This window comes from Achromobacter sp. FW305-C-30-7 (assembly GCF_058783105.1).
In genome coordinates this window covers 1,422,324-1,439,998 of record NZ_JBYSYI010000001.1, presented here as the reverse complement: position 1 = coordinate 1,439,998, position 17,675 = coordinate 1,422,324, and the positions used below count along the sequence as shown (strand labels likewise).

Below are 17,675 nucleotides of genomic sequence, written 5' to 3'. Positions count from 1 at the left end.
TTGCTTACTTGGCCGACATCAGCGCGACGGTGGTGTCGAGCATGCGGTTCGAGAAGCCCCACTCGTTGTCGTACCAGGACGAGACCTTGACCAGACGGCCCGAAACCTTGGTCAGCGACGCGTCAACGGTGCTGGAGGCCGGGTTGTGGTTGTAGTCCACCGAAACCAGGGGCTCGGTGTTGTAGTCCAGGATGCCCTTGAGCTCGCCTTCGGAGGCGGCCTTCAGGATGCCGTTCACTTCTTCGGCGGTCGTGTCGCGGCTGGCCACGAACGACAGGTCGACCAGCGACACGTTGATGGTCGGGACGCGGATAGCGTAACCGTCCAGCTTGCCGTTCAGTTCCGGCAGCACCAGGCCCACGGCGGCGGCGGCGCCGGTCTTCGTGGGGATCATGCTCATGGTGGCCGAACGCGCGCGGCGCAGGTCTTCGTGGTAGACGTCGGTCAGGACCTGGTCGTTGGTGTAGGCGTGGACGGTGGTCATCAGGCCGTTTTCCAGGCCCAGCTTGTCGTTCAGCGGCTTGACCAGCGGGGCCAGGCAGTTGGTGGTGCACGAAGCGTTGGAGATGACGGTGTCGGTAGCCTTCAGCACGCCGTGGTTGACGCCGTACACGATGGTGGCGTCGACGTCCTTGCCGCCGGGGGCCGAGATGATGACTTTCTTGGCGCCGCCCTTGATGTGCGCGCCGGCCTTTTCCTTGGTCGTGAAGAAGCCCGTGCATTCCAGCACCACGTCGACCTTCAGCTCGCCCCAGGGCAGCTCGGCCGGGTTGCGGTTGGCCAGCACGCGGATCTTGTCGCCGTTGACGACCATGAAGTCGCCGTCGACTTCGACGGTGCCCGGGAACTTGCCGTGGGCGGTGTCGTAGCGCGTCAGGTGGGCGTTGGTCTTGGGATCGCCCAGGTCATTGATGGCGACGATTTCGATATCGTGCTTCTTGCCACCTTCGTAGTGGGCACGCAGGATGTTGCGGCCGATGCGACCGTAACCGTTGATGGCGACGCGAATAGTCATGACTGAGCTCCTTTTTACAAAACTTGCTTGACGGTCTCGGCCACCTTGTCGGCGGTCAGCCCGAAGAACTTGAACAGTGCGCCGGCGGGCGCGGATTCACCGTAGCGGTCGATGCCGACGACGGCGCCTTCCAGGCCCACGTACTTGTGCCAGAAGGCGGTAATGCCGGCTTCGACGGCCACGCGCGGCAGGCCCTTGGGCAGCACGGATTGCTTCCAGGCGGCGTCCTGGCGGTCGAACACGTCGGTGCTGGGCATGGAGACCACGCGCACGGCGATGCCGTCCTTGGCCAGCTGCGCCTGCGCATCCAGCGCAATGGCGACTTCCGAGCCGGTGGCGATGATGACGGCGCGGGCGCCTTCGGCGTCGCGCAGCACATAGCCGCCGCGGGCGATGGCCTCGACGGTGGCGGCGTCGCGCGGCACGAACGGCAGGTTCTGGCGCGACAGCAACAGGGCCGTCGGGCCGCCGTCATGCACGTCCATGCCGATGCTGGTCGGGCGCGTCACGGCCGCGTTCCAGGCCACGGCGGTTTCGGCCGTATCGCAAGGACGCCACAGCGACAGGTTGGGAATCAGGCGCAGGCTGGAGGCGTGTTCGATCGACTGGTGGGTCGGACCATCTTCGCCCAGGCCGATGGAGTCGTGGGTGAACACGTGCACCACACGCTGCTTCATCAGCGCGGCCATGCGGATGGCGTTGCGCGAGTAGTCGGAGAACGTCAGGAAGGTGCCGCCGAACGGCAGGTAGCCACCATGCAGGGCCACGCCGTTCATGATGGCGGCCATGCCGAATTCGCGCACGCCGTAGTTGATGTGGCGGCCGAACTGGATACCCTTGTCGCCGGCGCGGACGGCGGCAACGCCCTTCCAGTCGGTGAAGTTGGAACCGGTCAGGTCGGCCGAACCGCCCAGCATTTCCGGCAGCAGCGGAGCCAGGGCGGTAATCGCGAACTGCGAAGCCTTGCGGGTGGCGACGGTTTCAGCTTTTTCCAGCGTGGCGTCCAGGAACGCCTTGAACTGTTCGGCGTAGCCGGCGGGCATTTCGCCCTTCATGCGGCGCGTGAATTCGGCTGCTTCGGCGGGGAATTCGGCGGCATAGGCGTCAAATGCCGACTGCCATTCAGCCTGGGCGGCGGCGCCCTGCTTGCGGCCATCCCAGCCGTCGTAGATGTCTTGCGGAATCTGGAACGGCTCCGACGACCAGCCCAGCGCGGCGCGGGTGGCGGCGATTTCGTCCTTGCCCAGCGGCGCGCCGTGCACATTGTGCGTGCCGGCCATGTTGGGCGAACCCTTGCCGATGACGGTGCGGCAGACGATCAGCGTCGGCTTTTCCGATTGCTTGCGCGCAGCCTTGATGGCGGCGTCCACGGCCGCGACGTCATGGCCGTCCACGCCGCGGATCACGTTCCAGCCGTAGCCTTCGAAGCGCTTGGCGGTGTCGTCGGCGAACCAGTGCTCGACGTGGCCGTCGATGGAAATGCCGTTGTCGTCATACAGCACCACCAGCTTGCCCAGCTTGAGCGTGCCGGCCAGCGAGCAGACTTCGTGCGAGATGCCTTCCATCAGGCAGCCGTCGCCGGTGAAGGCGTAGGTGTGATGGTCGACCAGCGTGTGGCCGGGCTTGTTGAACTCGGCGGCCAGCAGCGCTTCGGCCAGCGCCATGCCCACGGCATTGCCCAGGCCCTGGCCCAGCGGGCCGGTGGTCGTTTCCACGCCCGGGGTGATGCCCACTTCGGGGTGGCCCGGCGTCTTGGAATGCAGCTGGCGGAAATTCTTCAGTTCTTCGATCGGCAGGTCGTAGCCGGTCAGGTGCAGCAAGGCGTAGATCAGCATCGAGCCGTGGCCGTTGGACAGCACGAAGCGGTCGCGGTTGGCCCAGGCGGGATCCTTGGGATTGTGACGCAGGTTGCCGGCCCACAAGGCCTGGGCGATTTCCGCCATGCCCATGGGAGCACCCGGATGCCCGGAGTTCGCTTGTTGCACGGCGTCCATCGCGAGGGCGCGGATGGCATCCGCCAAGGCAAGTTTAGGGGCGGTCGGATTGCTCATTCGGAAGGCTCTTTGAAGCTGGCGGGCCTACGATCGAAATAGGGGCCAGTTGAGTAGGTTGCGAAGCATGGGATTTTAGCATCCAGGGGTTTCCCCGACGCCATCGGCCAGAAGGCGGCCCCGTGCTAGGCTACTGGCCCGAGAACAAGCGCCCCCACGCCGGGCCCGCTGCGCCGGCTAGCTGCTCCCCAAGAAGCGTTTTTTGCCTTGGAACGGCCCGGCGGCAAGAAAGTCTTTCTCCACATCAGATCAGTTTGCGCACATTCATGTCAGCCCCCCGTTTCTTCTGCGACATCCCCCTGACCGCCGGCGCCCGCGTGGCGCTGCCGGACGCCTTGGCGCACCATGCGCTGCGCGTCCTCCGGCTGCGCGCGGGCGAAGCCGTGGCGCTGTTCAACGGCCAGGGCGGCGAATATCCCGCCACGCTCGAGGTGGACGGCAAGGCCGGCTTTGCCCAGCTGGGCCAATTCCTGCCGCGCGAAGCCGAACTGGCCGGACGCGTTACTTTGGTGCAGGGGCTGCCCTCCGGGGACAAGATGGACTGGGTGGTGGAAAAGGCCGTGGAGCTGGGCGCCGCGCGCGTCTGCCCCATCGCCGCGCAGCGCAGCGTGCTGCAATTGTCGGGCCCCCGGCTCGATAAGCGCGTGGCGCACTGGCAGCGCATCGCGCAATCCGCCAGCGAACAATGCGGCCGCAACCGGCTGATGGCGGTGGACGCCCCGCTCACGCTGGCCGACTGGCTGCAACAGCCCGCCGATGGCCTGCGGCTAATGTGTCATCCCGAAGCGAGTGACGACCTTGCCGGCGCGCTGCGTGCCGTGCCGAACCTGCAGGCCCTGACCTTGCTGGTGGGGCCCGAAGGCGGATGGTCGGACAAGGAATTGGCCCAGGCCCGCGCGGCGGGCGTGCAGGCCGTGCGCTTCGGCCCCCGGGTGCTGCGCACCGAGACCGCGGGACTGGCGCTGCTGTCGGCGGCCAGCGCGCTGCTGGCCTGGTAGGACGGTCAGATCAGTTGTCTTCGCCGTAGGGCGCTGCCGCCACGCCGGGTTCGGGGTCCGGATGGCGTCCGGCGTGCTCGACGACATACGCAAATACACGACCGTTTTCGCGCGCGAAATCCGCCGCGTCGGAGCAAACGGTTTCGATGCGGCCAGCGTCTTCTTCCAGCGCCGGATCGCCCGAATGCAGCTTGTACAGCCACAGCACCACGCCGGTCTTGTGGTCCAGCACGGTGTCGCACAGGCAGTCGTAGAGCGCGTCCAGGTTGCCGCCGAAGTACTCGGGGAAATCCACTGCCTTGACGATGGCGCGCAGCACCGCGGAACGGCTGCGGGCAGGATCGCAATTGGCGACGAACAGGGCCAGGCCAAGCTCATGGGCGGCATCCACCACGGCCTTCTTGTCCAGCCCGTCATGGGCCAGCGCACCGCCGCGCATCAGCTGCCGCTGCAGAGTAGATTGGCCATTGCGCGTCATGCCTGAGCCCCCTTGAAAAAGGCGATCACTTCGTCGTTACGCTGCATCGTATCGGCATAACCCAGTTCAATCAATCGCTTGGTGTAGCTGGATTCAAATAAGAGGTAGGACATCAGCGACCCGCCGCCGGGACGGTCTGGGTCGGACGATACACCGAGTACGCGGAAAAGGGCACGGGCCTGGGCCGGCATATCCTGCAAATGTTCCAGCGCCATGACATCCAGCGACTGGCTGGGGGTGATCGTCAGGACCTCGATGCGGCGCGCGTGGCCCTGCCCGCCGTCCGAACCGGACTGGTCCATCAGGAAGTTGATGCGCTCCAGGCGCTCGACGTCGGCCGACAGGCCGTCCAGGAAAATGCTGGCCAGCGCATGTCCGCCGACCTGCGCCAGCGAGGGATAAGGCGGCGAATCCTCGCGGTTTTCAGGGTGGGTTTCATCGCGGAAGCCCGTGCCTATCACCAGCACCCGATGCGCCCCCAGGTGTATCGCCGGACTGATGGGCGCAAGCTGGCGCATCGAGCCGTCGCCGCACCACTCCCCCTTGCCATGCACCTGCACCTGGCGGGCCGGGAAGACGAAGGGAATGGCGGACGAGGCCATCAGGTGGTCGATGCCGATGGGCGTGGGCAGCGCCAGCCGCAGATAGCGGTGCCAGGGCTCGATGGGCGTGTGCGCCTGGTAGAAGGTCAAGTGCTCGCCGCTGGTGTAGCCCGAGGCCGTGATCGCCAACGCCGACAGCGCGCCGCTTTCAAGATTGGTGCGCAGGTGCTGGAAGTCCAGCACCCGCTCCAGCAAGCCCTGCATGGGGCTGTTGTCCAGCAGCGAATGGGGCCGCTTGCGCGTCAGGCCCGAGTACATCCACCCCAGCGACAGCAAGCCCAGCCAGCGCACGCCGGTACGGATCAGGCCGGGCGCATCGGCCCGGTAGATCATGTCGGTATTCAGGGAGGACCACAGCCGGCGGATGCGGCGCACGCCCAGATGGGGCCGGTCGGCGCGGCAGGCCAGCGCGGCGGCGTTGATGGCGCCGGCGGAGGTGCCGCAGATTATGTGGAAAGGATTTTGAAAGCGCGAGTGCCAGTCCGGATCCAGCAACTCCATGATGGCGCTGAGCACGCCCACCTGATAGGCGGCGCGGGCGCCGCCTCCGGTCAGGACCAGGCCGGTCGGCGTGCGCGGGCACGCCGGACCGGGTGGCGTCACATCAACGCGGTGTATTGACATCGACCACCGTCATCGCGGTCATGTTGACGATGCGGCGCACGGTGGAACTGGAGGTCAGGATGTGCACCGGCGCGTTCGCGCCCAGCAGGAACGGACCCACCGCCACGTTGCCGCCCGCGGCCGTCTTGAGCAGGTTGTAGGCGATGTTGCCCGAGTCCACGTTCGGGCACACCAGCAGGTTGGCCTGGCCCTTGAGCGTGGACGACGGCAGGATACGCATGCGCAGCGCTTCATCCAGCGCGCAGTCGCCATGCATTTCGCCGTCGATCTCCAGGTCCGGCGCCACCTGGCGCACCAGTTCGAGCGCGCGGCGCATCTTCGCGCCCGAGGCCGAACTGCCCGAACCGAAGTTCGAACGCGACAGCAGCGCGATCTTGGGTGCCAGATACATGCGGCGCATCTCGTTGGCGGCGGCGATGGTGAATTCGGCGATCTGCTCGGCCGAGGGTTCGTCGTTGACATGCGTGTCCACCAGCACCACCGTACGCTCGTTGAGCAGCAGGATGTTCATGGCGGCGTACACATTGTGCCCAGGGCGACGGCCGATGACTTCGTCCACGAAGCGCAGATGGTCGTGGTACGCGCCCACCGAACCGCAGACCATGCCGTCGGCATCACCCAGGCGCACCATCATCGCGCCGATCAGGGTCATGCGGCGGCGCATTTCCACGCGCGCCATTTCCTTGGTGATGCCACGACGGCACATCAGTTCCCAGTACGTGGTCCAGTACTGGTGGAAGCGCTCGTCGTATTCCGGGTTGGTGACTTCGACGTCCTCGCCCAGGCGCAGCCGCAGGCCCAGCTTTTCGATGCGGGTCAGCAGCACCGACGGACGGCCCACCAGGATGGGACGGGCCAGGCCTTCGTCCACGATCACCTGCACCGCGCGCAGCACGCGTTCGTCTTCGCCTTCGGCAAACACGATGCGGGCCGGAGCGCCTTCGCGCACGATACGCTTGGCCGCCGAGAACAGCGGCTTCATGAAGGCGCCCGAGTGGTACACGAACTGCTGCAACTGCTCTTCGTAGGCTTCCAGGTCCGCCAGCGGACGCGTGGCCACGCCGCCTTCCATCGCGGCCTTGGCCACCGCCGGGGCGATGCGCACGATCAGGCGCGGATCGAAAGGCTTGGGAATCAGGTACTCAGGACCGAAGGAAATATCGTAGGTGCCATAGGCCGCCGCCACGACTTCGTTCTGCTCTTCCTCGGCCAGCTCGGCGATGGCGTAGACCGCCGCCTTTTCCATTTCGCGGGTGATGGTGGTGGCGCCCACGTCCAGCGCGCCGCGGAAGATGTAGGGGAAGCACAGCACGTTGTTGACCTGGTTCGGATAGTCCGAACGGCCGGTCGCCATGACCACGTCGTCGCGCACCGATTGCGCCAGTTCCGGCAGGATCTCGGGCGTGGGGTTGGCCAGCGCCAGGATCAGCGGGCGCGGACCCATCGCCGCGACCATCTCGGGCTTGAGCACGCCGCCGGCCGACAGGCCCAGGAACACGTCGGCGTCCTGGATCACCTCGGCCAGCTTGCGGGCCTCGGTCTTCTGCGCGAAGCGCGCCTTGTCCGGGTCCATCAGCACGGTGCGGCCTTCGTAGACCACGCCTTCGATGTCGGTGACCCAGACATTTTCCAGCGGCAGGCCCAGGTCCACCATCAGGTCCAGGCAGGCCAGCGCGGCCGCGCCTGCGCCGGAAGTCACCACCTTGACCTGCTTGATGTCCTTGCCCACGACCTTCAGGCCGTTGATGAAGGCGGCGGACACGCAGATCGCGGTGCCGTGCTGGTCGTCATGGAAGACCGGAATCTTCATGCGCTCGCGCAGCTTGCGCTCCACGGTGAAGCATTCCGGCGCCTTGATGTCTTCAAGATTGATGCCGCCGAAGGTGGCTTCCAAGCCGGCGATGATCTCGACCAGCTTGTCCGGGTCGGTCTCGTTGATTTCGATGTCGAAGACGTCCAGGCCGGCGAACTTCTTGAACAGCACAGCCTTGCCTTCCATCACCGGCTTGGAGGCCAGCGCGCCGATGTTGCCCAGGCCCAGCACCGCGGTGCCGTTGGTGATCACGCCGACCAAGTTGCCGCGCGCCGTATAGCGGTACACATTGGCCGGGTCCGCAACGATTTCTTCACAGGCTGCCGCCACTCCAGGCGAGTACGCCAGGGCCAGGTCGCGCTGATTGGTGAGCTGCTTGGTCGGCGTAACCGAGATTTTGCCGGGGCGACCAAGCTCATGGTATTCAAGGGCGGCTTTGCGGAGATTGGCATCCATAGGGGCGTCTACTAGCTAGAGTGTGTGACACGAAAGGGGGGAATTCTATTCCGATGGCGGACGCCGCGATACCTCGGCAATCCCCGCCTGCCCCTTGGATAAGCATGCGCATCCCATGTTAGCGCCGGCTTACAAATTGTCGCTATTCCGCAATGTGGAATAGGGGAAAACGGCCATCGGGATCGAATAGCGCCTTCACCCGGGAATCCAGCCGGGTGGTAGCCAGGCCGGGCGGCTCGTCCCCGCCCACGGGCGCTTGCGGCGCGGGCGCGGCCTCAGCCAGCGTCACCGTCTGCACCCAGGCCAGCGTGCCGCCGTGTCCCAGCAGCAGATGCGCCAGGTTGACGGTGGCGGGCGCTTCCGGCTTCAGGGCGTCCAGCCGGTAGCGGCCCAGCCAGCGCTCGCCGTCCCGGGTGGCGAAGGCATCGCCGCCCGAAGCCAGCTGGAACAACGCCGGGATCAGGCGCTGCACCGTGGCGGAACGCAGGGGCTGGACGTCCGACTCGCCGAAGGGTCCCAGGGTTTCCTCGATGCCGTCCGCCAGCATCACGTCCAGGGCCAGCACCCCCGAGTCCGCGCAGCGCCCGGCGGGCCAGTTGGCCTTGGCCGCCAGCCACGCGGCCAGCGTCAGGTCCGCGGGCAGGCCGGCGAACTGCCTCAACCCGGCCTCGGCCAGCGCCGCCACCAACGTCCCAGGCTGCGCGCGCCAGCGCCCGGTATCGCCGGACAGGCGCACCAGCCCGGTCAGGGCGGACGGATCCACCCGCAGGAGCGGGCCGCGGGTCGCCTCGAACGGTCCTTCGGCTCCCGCCAGCGCCAGCGTCACGCGGTATTCGGCGCAAAGCGTGCGCGCATGCGCCACGTCCGCGTCCCGCGCCGCTGCCAGCACGCCGCGGGGGCCGCCCTCTTCCGCCTCGCCCAGATCTCGGACGGATCCCTGGCACAGCAGGGCCAGCCGCTCCATGAAGGCCGACCACGGGCTGCGGGCCGGACGACGGCCCAGGAGGAAAGCGCGCCGGGATGGCTGCATGACTACAATTCCTTTTTCGCTACGAAACGCCTTCGAGAATCCGATGCCCCGCCTCGCCCATCGCACCAATGATTTCCTGACCTTCCAGGTAATGGAACTATTCAAGCAGGCGCAAGCGCTGCAGGCGGCGGGCAAGGACATTATCAGCCTGGGCATCGGCGAACCGGACTTTACCGCGCCCCCCCAGGTCGTGGAAGCGCTGGAGCGCGCGGCGCGCGCCGGCCTCAGCGGCTACAGCCCCTCGGCCGGCCTGACGCCGCTGCGCGAGGCCATCGCCCAGTTCTACCACGAGCAGTTCGGCGCCAAGATCAATCCGGCCCGCGTCATCGTCACCGCGGGCGCCTCGGGCGCCCTGACGCTGGCCTGCGCGGCGCTGGTCAACCAGGGCGGCGAAGTGCTGATGCCGGATCCGTCCTACCCCGCCAACAGCAATTTCGTACTGGCGGCGGGCGGCGTGCCGCGCCTGATCCCCAGCACGGCGGCCAAGCGCTTCCAGCTGTCGGCGCAGGACGTGGCCAGCCACTGGACGCCCGCCACCCAGGGGGTGCTGGTCGCCTCGCCGAGCAACCCCACCGGCACGTCCATCGACCACGGCGAACTGGCCGAATTGCTGGCGCAGGTCCGCGCCCGCGACGGCTTCGCCATCGTCGATGAAATCTATCTGGGCCTGTCCTACGAAGGCCAACCACGCTCGGCCCTGACCCTGGACGACGACGTCATTGTCATCAACAGCTTCTCGAAGTACTTCCACATGACGGGCTGGCGCCTGGGCTGGATGATCGTGCCCGAGGACATGGTGGCGCCGGTGGAGAAAATCGCCGCCAGCCTGGCGATCTGCGCGCCCACGCTGGCGCAGCACGCTGCGCTGGCCTGCTTCTCGCCGGGCGCCATGAAGACCTTCGAGCACCGCCGCGAAGCCTTCAAGCAGCGCCGCGACTACCTGCTGCCGGAATTCGAGCGCCTGGGCATCCAGGTGCCGGTCAAGCCGGACGGCGCTTTCTATATCTATGCCGACATCGCCAACCTGGGTATGGACAGCGCCGCGTTCTCGCAGCGCCTGCTGCTGGAAGCCGGCGTGGCCGCCGTGCCGGGCCTGGACTTCGGGCCGGCCCATGGCGGCCACACCATGCGCTTTTCCTATGCCACCGGCCTGGACCGGCTGGAGGAGGCGGTCGCCCGCATCGGCCGCCTGCTGCAAGGCTGACCCCAAAAACAAAGCGCGTCCGCAGGGGACGCGCTTTGCAATCGGGCCGGGCCGGCTGTCAGTCGCGCGCCAGCGCGATGCCGGAGGCCAGCGCCAGGCGCCGGCGTTCCGCCTGCACCTTGGCGCCATAGCCGTTGTCGTCCGGTCCCGTGGAACCCACGTAACAGGCCAGGCCGCCATCCACCGAACCGCGGCGGTTGATGCAGTCGCGCAGGATGGTGGCGCCCACGCCGATATTGGCGGCGGGATCCAGCGCGGTCTTGCCGACCGCGTCGAATTTGTCCTGGTGCACGCTGGTCATCACCTGCATCAGCCCCTGGGCGCCCACATGGCTTTCGGCCAGGGGGTTGTAGCGGGACTCGATGGCGATCACGGCCAGCACCAGCAGCGGGTCCAGCTGCTTTTCGCGGCTGACCTTGTACACGACGTTCAAGAGCGGGCCGGTGGCGTCATAGGCGACCTTGTACTTGCGCGAAATATAGTTGCGCAAGGCTTCCGCCTGAGGACCGGTGGCGGTCATCACGGCAGGCTTCTTGGGCGCCGGCGGGGCGACACGGGCTGGCCCCAGCATGCCGGTGGCATTGCTGGCGGGGGCAGTGGGAACGGCCATGGCAATTGCCGACGCACTGTCGGAACCCAGTTCGGAACCGGCTTCGGATTCGACGCCGGTTTGCATGGATGAAGGCGCTAGGGCGGTCAACAAGGCTTTGTGCACTTGCAATGCCTGGTCGCGCAAACCAGGCAGGGCGAATCCCATGCTTACCGTCACAATGACCGCAATGCCCAGATAAACGGAGCAGATGCGCAGGGACTCGGCAAGATATTGGTGCACTCCTTGGGCCAGGCTTCGGAACAGGCTGGCCACTGACGCATCGGGCATAAAACCTCCTGCGTTAAAAAAGAGGGAGTCAATGTTAACCTCTCTGTCTACCCAACATGTAACCAAATAGCTGGGATCTGTAGTGAAATACCGCGACCTTAGAGACTTCATCGCCCAACTTGAACGCATGGGCGAGCTCAGACGCATCGCTGCGCCGGTGTCCACCCGGCTGGAAATGACTGAAATATCGGACCGTGTCCTGCGCGCGGAAGGGCCCGCCCTGCTGTTTGAAAACGCGCAGCACAACGGGCAGCCCGCGCAGATGCCGGTGCTGACCAACCTGTTCGGCACCCCGGCCCGCGTGGCCCGCGGCATGGGCGCCGACGACGTCAGCGCCCTGCGCGACATCGGCGAACTGCTGGCATCGCTGCGCGAACCCGAAGCGCCCAAGGGCCTGCGCGACGCGCTGGCCAAGGTCTCGATGCTGAAATCCGCGCTGTGGGACATGAGCCCCAAGAACGTCAAAAGCCCCGCCTGCCAGGAAATCGTCTGGGAAGGCAAGGACGTGGACCTGAACCGCCTGCCGATCCAGACCTGCTGGCCCGGCGACGTGGCGCCGCTCTTGACCTGGGGCCTGGTGATCACGCGCGGCCCCAACGCGCGCCGCCAGAACCTGGGCATCTACCGCCAACAACTGCTGGGCCCCAACAAACTGATCATGCGCTGGCTGTCGCACCGCGGCGGCGCGCTGGACTTCCGCGACCACGCCCTGGCGCATCCCGGCACGCCCTTCCCCATCGCCGTCGCCCTGGGCGCCGATCCGGCCACCACGCTGGGCGCGGTCACGCCCGTGCCCGACAGCCTGTCCGAATACCAGTTCGCGGGCCTGCTGCGCGGTTCCCGCACCGAGGTCGCCAAGGCCCTGGGCAGCGACCTGTCCGTGCCGGCCTGGGCGGAAATCGTGCTGGAAGGCCATCTGCTGCCGTCCTCCGACCCGCGCGCCATCGCGCCGGTCGTGCCCGAAGGCGTCAACCCGCCGCCGAATACCGATTACGAAATGGCGCTGGAAGGCCCCTATGGCGACCATACCGGCTACTACAACGAGCAGGACTGGTTCCCCGTCTTCACGGTGGAGCGGATCACGATGCGGCGCAATCCCATCTACCACTCCACCTACACCGGCAAACCGCCAGACGAGCCCGCGGTGCTGGGCGTGGCGCTCAACGAGGTCTTCGTGCCGCTGCTGCGCCGCCAGTTGCCGGAAATCGTGGACTTCTACCTGCCGCCGGAAGGCTGCAGCTACCGCCTGGCGGTGGTCTCGATCCGCAAGCAATACGCCGGCCACGCCAAGCGCGTCATGTTCGGCCTGTGGAGCATCCTGCGCCAGTTCATGTACACCAAATTCATCGTGGTGGTGGACGAGGACATCAACCCGCGCGGCTGGAAGGAAGTGGTGTGGGCGATGACCACCCGCATGGATCCGGTGCGCGACACCTTGCTGGTGGAGAACACCCCCATCGACTACCTGGACTTCGCCTCGCCGGTCTCCGGCTTGGGCGGCAAGATGGGCATGGATGCCACCAACAAGTGGCCCGGTGAGACCAACCGCGAATGGGGCACGCCTATCGCCATGGATGCGGACGTCAAGAAGCGGGTGGATGAGATGTGGGGGCAGTTGGGCCTTTGAGTTCCGGGCTCGCACCATAAAAAAACCCGCCTGCATGGCGGGTTTTTATTGGGCAAAGCCGCAGCGTCAGCGTTGGCCAGTCGCCGCATCATCATCGCGGCGCGAGTTCTGCCAGGCCTTGAACAATTGCCAGCCGACAAAGGCGCCGCCGGCGATCTTCAAGAGCTTGGAGCGCTTGCCGCCGCGCATGATCATGGCGGACAACGATGAACTGACGATGGGATAGCGCCGCGCCAGGCTGATGGCCTGCAAGGCCCAGCGCGATGCGCCGCCCGAGGCCAGGCCCGGCAGCAGTCCCTTGAGGAGCGCGGCAGGTTCCAGCTTGCGTCCGGTTGACGCGATGCTTTGCGCCAGCGATTCGCGTTCGATGGCGGCGCGGGCGCGCAGCAATTCGATGCGCACGGCGCGGTCGACGGTGGGAGACCTTTTCGTCATGCTTCAGCCCTCCTCGCGCCGGCGCGCCTGCGCTTCGTCGTCGTCCTGCGCGTCGCGCACCCGCTCCAGCAGTTCGGCGTCGCGCCCGAGCTCTTCGAGCGTGGCGGAGAACGGCGGCGCGCCATAGACCAGCCCGTGGCGCACCGCCACCAGCAAGGCCACGCCGACCAGACCGTAGAAACCCGCCAGCAGGCCCAGGGCCAGATAGCGGTCTTCAGTGGGCCAGAACGCCACCGCGACCGTGACGGTGAAGACCAGCACCGCCAGCGTCAGGAACAGCAGCGCAGCAAACGCCATGCCCAAAAGCTTGAGCAGGCGCGCTTTTTCGTCCGCCGCTTCCAGCGCCAGCAATTCCAGGCGCGTGCGCAACAGCCCGACCACGCTGGAGGCAACGCCGAAAACAGATTTTCGTAGACCCATGGCTGAAAAGGACGCCGGGCGGGAAGCGCGGCCTTGCGCCCGCGCCGCCCGCCCGGATGTCCTGCCCTATCAGCGGCGGCTGATCAGCAAGCCAAGCAGCAGGCCGGTCACGCCTGCGATGCCGATGGCTTGCCAGGGATTGTCGTGCACGTAGTCATCGGTCGCGCGGGCAGCCTTGCGGCCGCGCTCCAACACGGCGTCCTGTGCTTCGTACAGGGCTTCGCGCGTGCGCTTCAGGGACGTCAGCGCGCGGTCGCGCAATTCGTTGGCCTTGTCGCCCGTGCTGCTGGCGGCTTCGCGCAGCAGGCTTTCGGCGTCATTCAGGCTGGACTTGACACTGTCGATGAGTTTTTCTTTTGCGACTTCTTCGGATTTTCTCGTGGCCATTATTTGAGCTCCTGTTGTGTGTCAATGACGGAACCATCATACCAGCCGCCATGCGGGACACACGGCGCGCTTGCTACGGGGTGCTACTTGATTTGCGTAATCTCAACGGCGGACTTGACGCCGCCCTGATCGATGTCCTGCTTCATCACCAGATTGATCGCCGGACAGTACCAGTCCGTCACGGTGGTGTTCATGCCCGGGATGGGAATGGTCAACCCCTGGAACGTGGCCATGGTGGGATCGGAGTTGCGGGTGTAGGTGATCGGATGGCAGGACTGCGAGCCCAGGGCCGTCTTCACCGACGTCTTCTGGCCCACGGTTTTCTCGCCGATGCGCACGGTGGTGCTGGGCTGGCCGCCCACCGGCGCTTCCTTGCCGATCTTCAGACGGAAGGACGAGCCGGGCAGCTTCTGGCCGGCGCTAAGCTGGCCGTCATAGGCGAAGAGACCCAGCATGCGCAGGTCGAACTGGCCTTCGGAAGGCTTGGGCGCTTCGCCCGCGCTGGCATAGCGCAGGAAGGTGGCCTGGCCGCCCTTGACCGTCATCAGGTAGTCCAGCTTGGACTTGCCTGGCGGCAGGCCGGCATAACTGAACGTGGCCACGCCTTGCACGCGCGCGCGGCAGTTGTCGCCATTGCTTTTTGTAACTTCGGCGAAGGTCAGGTCGGCGCCCAGCGCCAGGTTGCCGGTGCCGGTCAGTTGCACCGCGCCGCCGTCATGCATGAACTGCGCATCGCACACGCCGGCCTGCGCCGCAGCGGCCGCGCCCAGCGCGCCCACCGTAAAAACCAGGGATGCCATTTTTCGCATCGTCACAAGCCACTCCATGAATCCGGAAAAAACCGCCCGCGCCTGGCGCAGGGTTGGCTTGATACTACACCGGTTGCAAAGCCCGGCGCGTGTCGGAACGTGTCGGCGCGGCCGCGCCAGCGGCGGCTACGCAGGGGTGCCAGCAAGTGCGGCGCGGCCGATCAGCGCCTGGATCTCCGGCACGCAGGAACCGCAGCCGGTGCCGCAGCCCAGGGTGGATTTCAAGGCCGCCAGATCGCAGCCTTGAGCGATGCCGGCCAGGATCGCGGCCTCGCTCACGCCGTTGCAGACGCAGACCGCGCGCGAGCGGACGGCCCCCGCGATCCGCCCCGTCAGCAGCGCCGCCACGCTGGCCGGCGCATCGCCGCCGCCGGCCCAGGACAGCAGCGCATCCTGCGCCCGCAGGTCGCCGGCCAGCAGGAAGCCATACAAGGCGCCATGCGCCACCCTGACCCTGCGCATCTGGCCGCGCGCGGGGTCGTCGAAAGCCACATCGGGCTCGAGCAGGCCCAGCGCATCCGCCATCGCTGCCAGCTCCTGCGCCGGCGGCGCGGCGCAGGCCGCCAGGCGCATGCGCACGCCGCCCGCGCCCACCGGCAGGACCACCGCGTAGTCGAAGCGCCGCAGCCACGGCGCCAGCCGCGCGCGCAGCGTGGCGCCGTCGCCCTGCAGCCAGCCGGAGGCCTGCCACGCCAGACCGGCCGGTTCCGCGGACACGGCGCAGTGCTTAAGTTCAGGCTGGCGCGAGATGGGATCGGCGGCCGGATTGGTCAGCGCATTCACCCCCAGCCCGGCCATATAGGCGCTGCCCCAATGCATGGGCAGGAACACCTGCCCAGGCGCCAGCGCATCATCCGCCTGCACGGGTAGCACCACACTACCCCGGCGCGAGGCCAGCCTGGCCAGCGCGCCGGGCGCCAACGCCAACCGGCGCATATCCTCGGGATGCATGGACACCCAGGGTTCCTCGACATGCTGCGTCAGCGCGCGGGCCAGGGACGTACGCGCCATGGTGTGCCAGTGGTCGCGCAGGCGGCCGGTAGTGAGCCGCAGCGGATACTGCGGCGTAATGGCTTCGGCGACCGGCCGGTACTCCACGTCGCAGAACCGCGCGCGTCCGCTGGCGGTGGGAAACACGCCATCGGCATACAGGCGCGCCGTGCCTTGCCCTTGCCGGTAGGGCCATTGCTGCGGTCCGTGCGCGTGCAGTGTCGCGTAATCCAGCGCGCTGTAGTCCAAGTCCCGGCCCGCCGTCGTACGGGCATGCTCGGCAAAGACTTCGCTTTCATCCCGGTAGGCGAACAGCGCCGCCTTGTGCGGGGCCATGCGGGCAGCCAGGCGCAGCGCGACCGCCTGCGCCAGGCGCCAGTCCGGCTGCGCGTCGCCTGGCGGATCGATCGCCGCGCGCACCCGGCTGATGCGCCGTTCCGAATTGGTGACCGTGCCGGATTTCTCGGGCCAAGTGGCGGCCGGCAGCACCAGGTCGGCGTAGGCCAATGTCTCGGTGCTCGCGTACGCCTCCTGCACGATGACGAACTCGGCGCGCTCCAGCGCCGCGCGAACCCGGGCCTGATCCGGCAAGGACTGCGCCGGGTTGGTGGCCGCGATCCACAGCACCTTGATGCGCCCTTCCAGCACCGCGTCGAACATCTCCAGCGCGGTGGCGCCCGGCTCCTGCGGCAAGGCGTCCACGCCCCACAACGCGGCGGTTTCCGCGCGATCCGAGGGCGATGCGGGATCGCGGTGGCCCGGCAGCAGCGTGGCCATGCCGCCGGCCTCCCGGCCGCCCATCGCATTGGGTTGCCCCGTCAACGAGAATGGCCCCGCGCCCGACTTGCCGATCTGCCCGGTCGCCAGATGCAGGTGTATCAGCGCGGCGTTCTTGTCGGTGCCGCTGGTCGACTGGTTCAAGCCCATGGTGTAGAGCGACAGCGCCGCACCCGCCGCGCCGAACCAGCGCGCCGCCTGGACGATGTCCGCTGCCGGCACGCCGCAAATCGCCTGCGCCGCTTGCGGCGTGTACTGCCGCGCACGCTGCATCAGCGCCTCGAAGCCCTCGGTATGGCGCTGGATGTAGCCGTGGTCCAGCAAGCCCTCCTGCTCCATGACATTGAGCATGGCGTGGAACAGAGCCACGTCGGTGCCTGGCGCCAACTGCAGGTGGAGGTCGGCGAACGCCGCGGTATCGGTGCGCCGCGGGTCCGCGACGATCACCTTCATGCCCGGGCGCAGCGCCCGCGCGGCCTCCAGCCGCCGGAACAGCACGGGATGCGCATACGCCATGTTGGAGCCGGCGATCAGCACCGTGTCCGCCAGGTCCAGGTCTTCGTAGCAGGCGGGCGGCGCGTCCGCGCCCAGGGTGCGCTTGTAGCCCGACACCGCGCTGGACATGCACAGGCGCGAATTGGTGTCGATGTTGTTGGTGCCGGCCAGCGCGCGCGCCAGCTTGTTGAAAACGGCGTAGTCCTCGGTCAGCAACTGCCCCGACAGATAGAAGCCCACGGCGTCCGGCCCATGCCGCGCAATCGTGTCGGCCAGCTTGGCCGCCGCGATATCCAGCGCCTGCTCCAGCGCGATGCTGCGCATGGCCTGGCCGCGTGTCTCGCGCCATTGCGCCGACAGCACCCGCGCGCCGTCGCGCCGCACCGTGTCCGCCAACGCCAGGCCTTTGCTGCACAGCCTGCCGCGGTTGGCGGGATGCTGCTCGTCGCCGCGCACGCGCAACACGGCGCCATCGCGCGTCTCTACCCGCACGCCGCAGCCGGTGCCGCAATAGCAGCATACCGACGCCACTTCGCGCACGCCTTGCGGCGCCGCGTCCACGATATCGATCCGACGAGCCATGG

15 protein-coding genes are annotated in these 17,675 nt (G+C 67.2%); 3 read left to right on the top strand and 12 right to left on the bottom strand.

Features of this window, described 5'->3' with window-relative positions:
• Window positions 1-4: 4 nt before the first annotated feature.
• Together gap and tkt are read right to left on the bottom strand one after the other, a co-directional pair.
• Window positions 5-1,015 (bottom strand): type I glyceraldehyde-3-phosphate dehydrogenase, encoded by a 1,011-nt coding sequence (gap, locus tag AC3WOB_RS06685; RefSeq protein ID WP_013395726.1) that lies wholly within the window; start codon window positions 1,013-1,015, stop codon window positions 5-7.
• Window positions 1,016-1,029: 14 nt separating this feature from the next.
• Window positions 1,030-3,066: a transketolase gene (gene tkt / locus AC3WOB_RS06680; protein ID WP_492274574.1), complete on the bottom strand. Its 2,037-nt coding sequence runs from the start codon at window positions 3,064-3,066 to the stop codon at window positions 1,030-1,032.
• Between the two features lie 266 nt (window positions 3,067-3,332).
• Between tkt and AC3WOB_RS06675 the strand changes: the two genes are divergently transcribed.
• On the top strand, window positions 3,333-4,064 hold the full coding sequence (locus AC3WOB_RS06675) for a 16S rRNA (uracil(1498)-N(3))-methyltransferase (RefSeq protein ID WP_492274573.1): 732 nt from the start codon (window positions 3,333-3,335) through the stop codon (window positions 4,062-4,064).
• A 10-nt stretch (window positions 4,065-4,074) separates the two neighbouring features.
• Here the strand turns inward: AC3WOB_RS06675 and AC3WOB_RS06670 are convergent, their stop codons facing one another.
• From AC3WOB_RS06670 to AC3WOB_RS06655, 4 genes are all read right to left on the bottom strand, one after another.
• Window positions 4,075-4,542, bottom strand: coding sequence for a barstar family protein (locus AC3WOB_RS06670; RefSeq protein WP_492274572.1), 468 nt, complete (start codon window positions 4,540-4,542; stop codon window positions 4,075-4,077).
• Window positions 4,539-5,768, bottom strand: a complete 1,230-nt coding sequence (locus AC3WOB_RS06665; RefSeq protein ID WP_492274571.1) for a patatin-like phospholipase family protein — start codon at window positions 5,766-5,768, stop codon at window positions 4,539-4,541. The genes AC3WOB_RS06670 and AC3WOB_RS06665 overlap by 4 nt, the downstream gene beginning before the upstream one ends.
• Window positions 5,749-8,037: an NADP-dependent malic enzyme gene (locus AC3WOB_RS06660; RefSeq protein WP_492274570.1), complete on the bottom strand. Its 2,289-nt coding sequence runs from the start codon at window positions 8,035-8,037 to the stop codon at window positions 5,749-5,751. The genes AC3WOB_RS06665 and AC3WOB_RS06660 overlap by 20 nt, the downstream gene beginning before the upstream one ends.
• A 142-nt stretch (window positions 8,038-8,179) precedes the next feature.
• Window positions 8,180-9,067: an FAD-binding protein gene (locus AC3WOB_RS06655; RefSeq protein WP_492274569.1), complete on the bottom strand. Its 888-nt coding sequence runs from the start codon at window positions 9,065-9,067 to the stop codon at window positions 8,180-8,182.
• A gap of 43 nt (window positions 9,068-9,110) precedes the next feature.
• On the opposite strand from AC3WOB_RS06655, the gene AC3WOB_RS06650 reads away from it, so the two are divergent.
• Window positions 9,111-10,271 carry a pyridoxal phosphate-dependent aminotransferase gene (locus AC3WOB_RS06650; protein ID WP_492274568.1) on the top strand — a complete coding sequence of 387 codons (1,161 nt, stop codon included), beginning with the start codon at window positions 9,111-9,113 and terminating at the stop codon, window positions 10,269-10,271.
• A 58-nt stretch (window positions 10,272-10,329) separates the two neighbouring features.
• Here the strand turns inward: AC3WOB_RS06650 and AC3WOB_RS06645 are convergent, their stop codons facing one another.
• Window positions 10,330-11,151 (bottom strand): lytic transglycosylase domain-containing protein, encoded by an 822-nt coding sequence (locus AC3WOB_RS06645; protein ID WP_013395734.1) that lies wholly within the window; start codon window positions 11,149-11,151, stop codon window positions 10,330-10,332.
• 82 nt (window positions 11,152-11,233) lie between these two features.
• On the opposite strand from AC3WOB_RS06645, the gene ubiD reads away from it, so the two are divergent.
• Complete coding sequence (ubiD, locus tag AC3WOB_RS06640; RefSeq protein ID WP_492274567.1) at window positions 11,234-12,778, top strand: 4-hydroxy-3-polyprenylbenzoate decarboxylase; 1,545 nt, start codon at window positions 11,234-11,236, stop codon at window positions 12,776-12,778.
• Window positions 12,779-12,844: 66 nt separating this feature from the next.
• Here ubiD and AC3WOB_RS06635 read toward each other — a convergent pair whose 3' ends face one another.
• The 5 genes from AC3WOB_RS06635 to AC3WOB_RS06615 all read right to left on the bottom strand — a co-directional run bounded on the left by AC3WOB_RS06635 (window position 12,845) and on the right by AC3WOB_RS06615 (window position 17,673).
• Window positions 12,845-13,213 carry a hypothetical protein gene (locus AC3WOB_RS06635; RefSeq protein WP_013395737.1) on the bottom strand — a complete coding sequence of 123 codons (369 nt, stop codon included), beginning with the start codon at window positions 13,211-13,213 and terminating at the stop codon, window positions 12,845-12,847.
• 3 nt (window positions 13,214-13,216) lie between these two features.
• Complete coding sequence (locus AC3WOB_RS06630; protein WP_013395738.1) at window positions 13,217-13,633, bottom strand: phage holin family protein; 417 nt, start codon at window positions 13,631-13,633, stop codon at window positions 13,217-13,219.
• 69 nt (window positions 13,634-13,702) lie between these two features.
• A complete protein-coding gene (locus AC3WOB_RS06625) occupies window positions 13,703-14,020 on the bottom strand; it encodes an ElaB/YgaM/YqjD family protein (protein WP_013395739.1) in 318 nt (105 codons plus the stop codon).
• Between the two features lie 83 nt (window positions 14,021-14,103).
• Window positions 14,104-14,829, bottom strand: a complete 726-nt coding sequence (locus AC3WOB_RS06620) for a hypothetical protein (protein ID WP_013395740.1) — start codon at window positions 14,827-14,829, stop codon at window positions 14,104-14,106.
• Between the two features lie 126 nt (window positions 14,830-14,955).
• Window positions 14,956-17,673: a nitrate reductase gene (locus AC3WOB_RS06615; RefSeq protein WP_492274566.1), complete on the bottom strand. Its 2,718-nt coding sequence runs from the start codon at window positions 17,671-17,673 to the stop codon at window positions 14,956-14,958.
• Window positions 17,674-17,675 lie beyond the last annotated feature (2 nt).